The organism is Bacteroides sp. 1001302B_160321_D4, from assembly GCF_015667765.1.
GTDB classification, from domain to species: Bacteria; Bacteroidota; Bacteroidia; order Bacteroidales; family Bacteroidaceae; genus Bacteroides; species Bacteroides xylanisolvens.
Genome location: NZ_JADPLO010000036.1, coordinates 53,975 through 61,027, shown reverse-complemented (window position 1 = coordinate 61,027; position 7,053 = coordinate 53,975). Strand labels below are relative to the sequence as shown.

Genomic DNA, 7,053 nt, shown 5'->3' with positions numbered 1-7,053 from the left:
AAAAAAAAAAAAAAAAAAAAAAAAAAAAAAAAAAAAAAAAAAAAAAAAAAAAACAGTTATTTTTGCAGGAAACATTATACTTAATAACACTTAAAACAATAAAACACATGAAAATCAGCACAAAAGCCGCCTCTTTTCTAAGTTCAATAAAAACTCAAACTTACGACAAAAAAGAAAGAGAAATGATAATAACGTATCAACAAAAACGAGTCTTTCATCTATCCCTGCTCATGCTGGTCTTATGCGCACCCATATACATATATTCAGTTCCATTTCCCAATGAACAGTTTTATTATATTAACAGCGTATTATTCCTGTTTATCATTATGTGCACTCTCGCTTATTTTAAAAAGAGAGTAAATCTGACCACGACCTTTTCCATTATACTGATAGCCATACATATCGAGATTTTTATCGAAATAATTTATTGCTCAATATGTAGCGGATATGAATATAGTTATCAAAGAGCATTGATAATGAGTAACATTACTATCTCTCTCTTATTTACCATGCTTTCCATCTGTGCCTATATGAGTAATATCTCCATCCTATTGTCCTCCCTTACCATAGCTTCCTATACAATCTGCACACTTATCACCGACGAACCGTTCCTATACAGTTATCTGCCTTTGATCATCATCATATACACCATGATCCCCTTATTAGGAAGATCCTTACACAGTAATATCAGCAGCTTGCTAAAAAGTAGCAACTTGCTAAAAGAGGAAGAGGAAATGCTTTTGAAACGTCTCCAAATGAAAAAGGAAGAACTATTCGCGTTCGCCGAGTTGTTAAGCGAGAATAACCCGGAAGAAAAGACAAGCTCCCTGTTAAACATAATAGGGGAACAATCCAAAGAAAATCTTTTTACAGCCCTTGCCGCATACCAGAAAAAGGAAAAAAGTAAACTTGATACAATCAGGAGAATATATCCCAATTTATCCCCGTCCGAATTAAACATCTGCCGTTTAATACTGCAAGACAAGACCGTCAGCCAAATATGCGAATTATTACATCGGAGTAGCGGAAACATAACCAGCCAACGAGCGAACATACGTGCCAAACTCGGACTGAAAAAAAGCGACAATTTAAAAGAAGCATTACAAGAACGCATGAGGCTGTATGAAGAAGAAGAACACCGGCAAGAAGAGTTTTCAGCCATGCGTTAGGGATTGCAGAGTAAAGCCCACAGCCTTTAGGCGAGGACTTGAAACGTAAAGCCCGACCGTCCCACAGGAACGCCCAAAAGAAAAAGAATCCCCCGAACATTCATCCGGGGGACATCCAAGCCGTCACATCAATTATAATACAGATTCAGATCATCCGTGCCAATCTCCTTTCCGTCCCGGAAAACAAGGCGTAAATCAATCCTCTCTCTGTTTTCATTGCCACAAAGATAGACATACCGGCCAACATACGCATCATACTTATCAATCAGTTCTAACGGTATGACCGGCATGGGAAAAGGATACACCTATATTGCATATAGCGGAAAATTTGTAAGATTACCCTGTACTTTATAAGGCAACATAGAAAATCTCTCCGCATGCAATTCCGGTCTTTTTCCCAGTAATGCTGTCAACGAATTGGCCCGGACATTCCCTTCGGCCTTCACTTCTATCGGCACCATTTGGGCATTACGTTGAATAACAAAATCCAACTCAAGACGCGAATTGTCTGTGTTATGGTAATAAATCGGTGACACGCCCTTACTTTTCATCTGCTGCAATACATACTGTTCAGTCATTCCTCCCTTGTATTCCTTAAATATGTCGTTTTTAATCAAGACTTGGGCCGGATCTGTCTTGACCATAGCACCCATAAGCCCCAAATCAACCATATAGAGTTTGAAAGCCGACAGGTCTTCATAAATATCAAGCGGAAGCTCCGGTTTGGTACATCGAGGCACTTTATACAACAACCCGGCATTTACAAGCCATTGAATGGCCATCTCAAAATCATTGGCTCTGGCACCTTTTCGCAAAGCTCCGTAAATGAATTTCTTGTTTTCTTTAAATAATTGGGAAGGAATGCTGTTCCATACCATTCGGACACGCGGAACCTGTTCTTTGGGCGCATGTTTTGAGAAGTCAAGATCATAGCCTTGCAAAATCTCCGACTGTATTCTTCTGACTTCCAGCAAGGAATCCGTTTCTACATATTTGAGTACAACTTCCGGCATACCACCTACATAATAATATTGCCGAAGGAGATCCGTATATTTGTCATGCAGGAGGCTTATCGTTTCAAAATCCCCACTCATAAGCAATTTACAAGCTTCTTCTTCTCCCTTGGCGACAAGAAACTCTTCAAAGTTCATAGGAAATATATTGATGACATTTACCTTCCCTACGGGATAAGACACATCCTGATGAAGGGATATCCCCAAAAGTGAACCTGCCACAGCTATATGATACTCCGGAACCTCCTCTTTAAAATACTTCAAAGATTCCAGTGCTTCCGGGATATCTTGTATCTCATCAAGGATAATAAGCGTATCACCCGGAGTAATGTCAACGGAAGTCATCGCACGCAGCCCCCGTAAAATTCTGTCAACATTGAAATCCTGAGAAAAAAGCTGGCGTGCAAGGTTATTCTTACGGCATACCACATAAGCCTCTTTTTTGTATTCAAGTTTGGCAAACTCATGGAGCAGCCATGTTTTCCCAACTTGTCGGGCACCATTTAAAATCAGAGGTTTTCTATCCTCACGGTTTTTCCATTCTATAAGTTGTTGCAAAACAAATCTTTTCATCTACAAACAGCATTTTTATACATGTAAAAACAGCGTATAATACATTTATCCGCACTTATTTAAAGCACAAATATACTAAAATAAACAGATAATAGAAGCAATCTTATACATTTTTCCGCACTTTAATCAACTCCAATGGAAAGCAGTAGCCAATTTAGGATTGCCTTCTCCACGCTCGATGGCCACCAGCGTATTGATGCCCACGCCCGCCAGTTCGGAGAAGTTCCAGCTGATTGACCTTCAAACTCTTCCTGCACTCTTTAATCATCTTTCCTAGCTCTTTCATATTCACAACACATTGTGATTTTAGTCAGTTTTCATCCTAGTTCAAAGAAAAAAACAGCCGATAAAGCAACTATAATCATTGTATTCATATAGATTAACATCATATATTCAAGTTAATCTATATATTTACATGGATTATTTGTATATTTGCAAAAAAGGAACAACCATGTGGAATGAAATGAGCAATCCAGCTGTGCTGATGAGAATCGGCCAGCGCATCAAAGAGACACGTATCAGGCAGCATATCACGCAGGAAGAACTGGCAACGGCTTCCGGTGTAAGCCCCTTGACCGTTGCGAACATCGAGAAGGGCAAATCGGTATCGCTGCTGTTGTTCATCAGCGTACTCCGCTCGCTCGGCCTGCTGGAGAACCTGGAGCAACTGGTACCGGAAATCCGGGTCAGCCCGATAGAGCTCAAAAAACTGCAAGGAAAGAAACGCTACCGTGTACGCCATTTAAAACAAGATAACCATGAATGATTTGATAGTAGATGTAAAGCTATGGGGAGAAAGCGTAGGCTCTCTCTATTGGGAAAAGGAAAGCAATGCCGCCTTGTTCGACTATGAACGGAAGTTCATCCGCTCCGGTCTTGACATTTCTCCCATCATCATGCCCATCAGCCAGTACAGGAACACCCCCTACCGGTTCCTTGAAAACCGTACCGACTGTTTCAAGGGGTTGCCCGGCCTGTTTGCCGATTCACTGCCGGACACTTTCGGAAACCAGATCATCAATGAATGGTTTGCCAGCAAGGGATTGTCCGGAGAAGAGATTACCCCTTTAGACAGGCTTTGCTATGTAGGCAAACGTGGCATGGGCGCACTGGAGTTTGAGCCGTCCTCGCCAATCAACGGCATGAACGAATCATCAGTGCTCCATATCGAGGAACTGACTGAGCTTGCCAAATCCGTATTCACGGACAGAATGGCTTTTCAGGTCCAACTGCGCCAGGAAGGAAGAAACATTCTGGATATACTGAAAGTGGGAACATCTGCCGGAGGTGCCAAGCCCAAGGCCATCATCGCCTACAACGATATTACCGGAGAGGTACGCTCCGGACAGGTAAAAGCTCCTGAAGGATTCGGGTATTGGCTGTTGAAATTTGATGGCGGCAAATACAGCGAACACACGCAGATAACGGACAATCCACAAGGAATAGGAAATATCGAATATGCCTATCACCGGATGGCAAAAGCCTGCGGTATCGATATGATGGAATGCCGGTTACTTCAGGAAAAAGAGTCATATCACTTTATGACACGACGTTTTGACCGTATGGAAGACGGAGAGAAGATCCATGTACAGACATTGGCCGGGCTTGCCCACTATGACCGTGACCAACGCCATTCATACGAAGAGATATTCCGTATCATGCGGCAGATGAACCTCCCTTATCCAGAGCAGGAGGAACTATACCGAAGAATGGTGTTCAACGTCATGAGCCGGAACCATGACGACCATAGCAAGAACTTATCTTTCCTGATGGATAGACAAGGGAAGTGGAAACTGGCCCCAGCATACGACCTCTGCTACTCATACACACCGGGCGGCAAATGGACGAACCGCCACCAGCTGTCACTCAACGGCAAACAAGACAATTTCACGATGGAAGATCTGCAAAAGGTAGGTGAGAACATGGGTATCCGGAAACACAAACAGATTATCGAAGAGATACAGGAAACCGTATCGCATTGGCATGAGACTGCCAAGGATTGCGGGGTCAAGCCGGAACACGCCGATTTTATCGGAGAAAACCTGCTCTTGTTCGGCAAGCAACTGCATACGATCCATATGCCGGACATTGCCAACGAACAAGAGCAGGCTTTCATGAAGGCTATGCGAAATGATGACTTCAATACCATTCTGAAACTGAAGATGAGAGGATATCAGCCATCGGAGAACACACTGAAAAGCCTCCAGCCGGATGTATCCGCCACCACCTTCATCGCTGCCGCCAAAATCTTCCAAATGGAAGGGATGCTAAAAAGCCTTCAGGACATAAAACCCGCGCAAAGCCCGATTACAGGCGGCAATAAACGTAGCATGGAATTGGGGGATTAGCACACAAACTACATCGCGCACAATTCAATATAACAGTAAATATATTAATTGTTATATATCATATTTTGATTTAACAATTAATATATTTACCTTTGTAAAATGACAACGAATCACATCACCCAAGCCATGGCCAATCCGGAAATCATAGTGGAACTGGGCAGACGATTTAAGGAATACAGGCTAACCTATAGGCTCACCCAAAAAGAGGCTGCCGAGAAAGCCGGTGTCAGCCTTATCACCTTACGCCAGTTTGAGAACGGGAAGGCCTATAACATCAATATGGGCAACTTTCTTGCCCTGTTACGAGTAGTGGACTGTCTGGAACAGATGGATGATCTGATGCCGGAAATACCTGTTTCAGCCTATACAATGGAACGAATAATGAATAAAAAGCCGAAAAGGATAAGACATGGAAAATAATGTTGTGAGTGTTATGTTATGGGGAGAAGAAGTCGGAAAGCTCTATTGGGACGAAAGAAACAAAAGAGCCGTCTTCAACTATCATCCGGATTTCATCAAGAAAGGAGTGGAAATCGCCCCACTGACCGCTTCTGTCAAAGGACCGGCGGCAAAGGGTATGCCCATACTCGGAAACAAAGAAAAGACTTATCAAGGTCTCCCACCGTTTTTGGCAGATTCATTGCCTGATCGGTGGGGTAACATGGTCTTCGACCAATGGGCGGCACAAAACCATATCCCCAAGCGCAAACTCACACCGGTAGATAAACTGTCTTTCATCGGGAAACGGGGAATGGGAGCCTTTGAGTTCATCCCGGCCACTCCTGGATTGGAATCCTCTTCCACTCTCCAGATAGAGAGTTTATACCAACTGGCACGCCGTATCTTTGAGGAACGGGAGGAAATATCCGTGCAAGATGACGAAGCACTGCAACTGCAAAGTATCTATGAGATAGGTACATCAGCCGGAGGGCAGCACCCGAAAGCCATCATCGCCATCAATGAAACGACACATGATATACGTTCCGGCCAAGTCCCTTTACCGGAGGGCTATACCTACTACATATTGAAGTTTGCAGAAGGGGACGATTTTCCGTTCACGCAAATGGAAATGGTATATTATGAGATGGCAAAGGAAGCCGGGATTACGATGATGCCTTCCCGACTCATTCAAATTGAGGGAAAACATCACTTCCTGACGGAGCGTTACGATAGGATAAACGGAGAGAAGATACATACACAGACACTTGCTGCCATGAATCCGGATGCAACGAGCTATGAGGATTTGTTTGAAGTCTGCCGAAAACTGAACATCCCGGCAAGCGAACAGTCCGAACTCTACCGTAGGACGGTATTCAATATCATGGGCGGCAATGTGGATGACCACATCAAGAATTTCTCTTTCCTGATGGAAAGAAACGGCACATGGCACATCACCCCAGCCTACGACATGACATTCACCACCAATTTGGACGGTGCGGCATACGAAAACGCACACTCCATGAGCATTGCAGGAAAAGATAACGACATCACGGAAGATGACCTGATGCAATTTGCCAAACAGAACGGAATAAAGAATGCGAAAAGGATAATCGAAGAAGTCAGCCTTGCCATCAGCCATTTTTACGATTATGCCACCAATCATCAAATCGATGACTATTGGAAAGACCGCATCGAAGAGCATCTTTCCGGTTTGGTATCTCCGATCATAGGGAAAACCATGAAACACTACCTGCCCACCATTGTCGAACCCTACGAGACAGAGGATGGCTTTTTGGTATCAGAAATCAACATCATCGAAAACACCCGGCATGATTTCCGTATCGAGGCCTTCATAAACGGAAAGCGACAGAAATACATTGCCGGGCGTAAAAGCGATTTGGCTGCTGAAGTCATTGCCAAAGGCAGAAACAAGATGCCCGTTGAGAACAAGAAAGAACTTGTGGAACGGTTGTTACTGCCTTTAGCTAGAAGATAAAAACAGACGAATAG

6 protein-coding genes and 1 pseudogene are annotated in these 7,053 nt (G+C 43.5%); 5 read left to right on the top strand and 2 right to left on the bottom strand.

Translation table 11 applies throughout. The features are described from left to right. Positions 1 to 107 precede the first annotated feature (107 nt). The gene (locus tag KFO40_RS14760) at positions 108 to 1,169 is read left to right on the top strand and encodes a LuxR C-terminal-related transcriptional regulator (protein WP_005868810.1); all 1,062 of its coding nucleotides are present in this window, start codon (positions 108 to 110) and stop codon (positions 1,167 to 1,169) included. Between the two features lie 305 nt (positions 1,170 to 1,474). Here the strand turns inward: KFO40_RS14760 and KFO40_RS14755 are convergent, their stop codons facing one another. Together KFO40_RS14755 and KFO40_RS25710 are read right to left on the bottom strand one after the other, a co-directional pair. Further along, positions 1,475 to 2,755 (bottom strand): ATP-binding protein, encoded by a 1,281-nt coding sequence (locus KFO40_RS14755; RefSeq protein ID WP_005868811.1) that lies wholly within the window; start codon positions 2,753 to 2,755, stop codon positions 1,475 to 1,477. Positions 2,756 to 2,881: 126 nt separating this feature from the next. Then, positions 2,882 to 3,041, bottom strand: a pseudogene (locus KFO40_RS25710) (helix-turn-helix domain-containing protein). Between the two features lie 129 nt (positions 3,042 to 3,170). Here KFO40_RS25710 and KFO40_RS14750 point away from each other — a divergent pair. From KFO40_RS14750 to KFO40_RS14735, 4 genes are all read left to right on the top strand, one after another. Next, entirely contained in the window at positions 3,171 to 3,521 is a 351-nt protein-coding gene (locus KFO40_RS14750) for a helix-turn-helix transcriptional regulator (protein WP_005868812.1), read from the top strand. Continuing rightward, positions 3,514 to 5,103 (top strand): type II toxin-antitoxin system HipA family toxin, encoded by a 1,590-nt coding sequence (locus KFO40_RS14745; RefSeq protein ID WP_005868813.1) that lies wholly within the window; start codon positions 3,514 to 3,516, stop codon positions 5,101 to 5,103. The genes KFO40_RS14750 and KFO40_RS14745 overlap by 8 nt, the downstream gene beginning before the upstream one ends. A gap of 99 nt (positions 5,104 to 5,202) precedes the next feature. After that, a complete protein-coding gene (locus KFO40_RS14740; protein ID WP_005868815.1) occupies positions 5,203 to 5,523 on the top strand; it encodes a helix-turn-helix domain-containing protein in 321 nt (106 codons plus the stop codon). After that, entirely contained in the window at positions 5,513 to 7,039 is a 1,527-nt protein-coding gene (locus KFO40_RS14735) for a type II toxin-antitoxin system HipA family toxin (protein WP_005868817.1), read from the top strand. Before KFO40_RS14740 ends, KFO40_RS14735 begins: the two co-directional genes overlap by 11 nt. Positions 7,040 to 7,053: the final 14 nt, after the last annotated feature.

What these genes read in the sequence shown, in the direction of transcription:
- KFO40_RS14750 (WP_005868812.1), top strand. Translation starts at nt 3,171, where the DNA reads ATGGATTATTTGTATATTTGCAAAAAAGGAACAACCATGTGGAATGAA.
- KFO40_RS14760 (WP_005868810.1), top strand. Translation starts at nt 108, where the DNA reads ATGAAAATCAGCACAAAAGCCGCCTCTTTTCTAAGTTCAATAAAAACT.
- KFO40_RS14740 (WP_005868815.1), top strand. Translation starts at nt 5,203, where the DNA reads ATGACAACGAATCACATCACCCAAGCCATGGCCAATCCGGAAATCATA.
- KFO40_RS14735 (WP_005868817.1), top strand. Translation starts at nt 5,513, where the DNA reads ATGGAAAATAATGTTGTGAGTGTTATGTTATGGGGAGAAGAAGTCGGA.
- KFO40_RS14755 (WP_005868811.1), bottom strand. Translation starts at nt 2,755, where the DNA reads ATGAAAAGATTTGTTTTGCAACAACTTATAGAATGGAAAAACCGTGAG.
- KFO40_RS14745 (WP_005868813.1), top strand. Translation starts at nt 3,514, where the DNA reads ATGAATGATTTGATAGTAGATGTAAAGCTATGGGGAGAAAGCGTAGGC.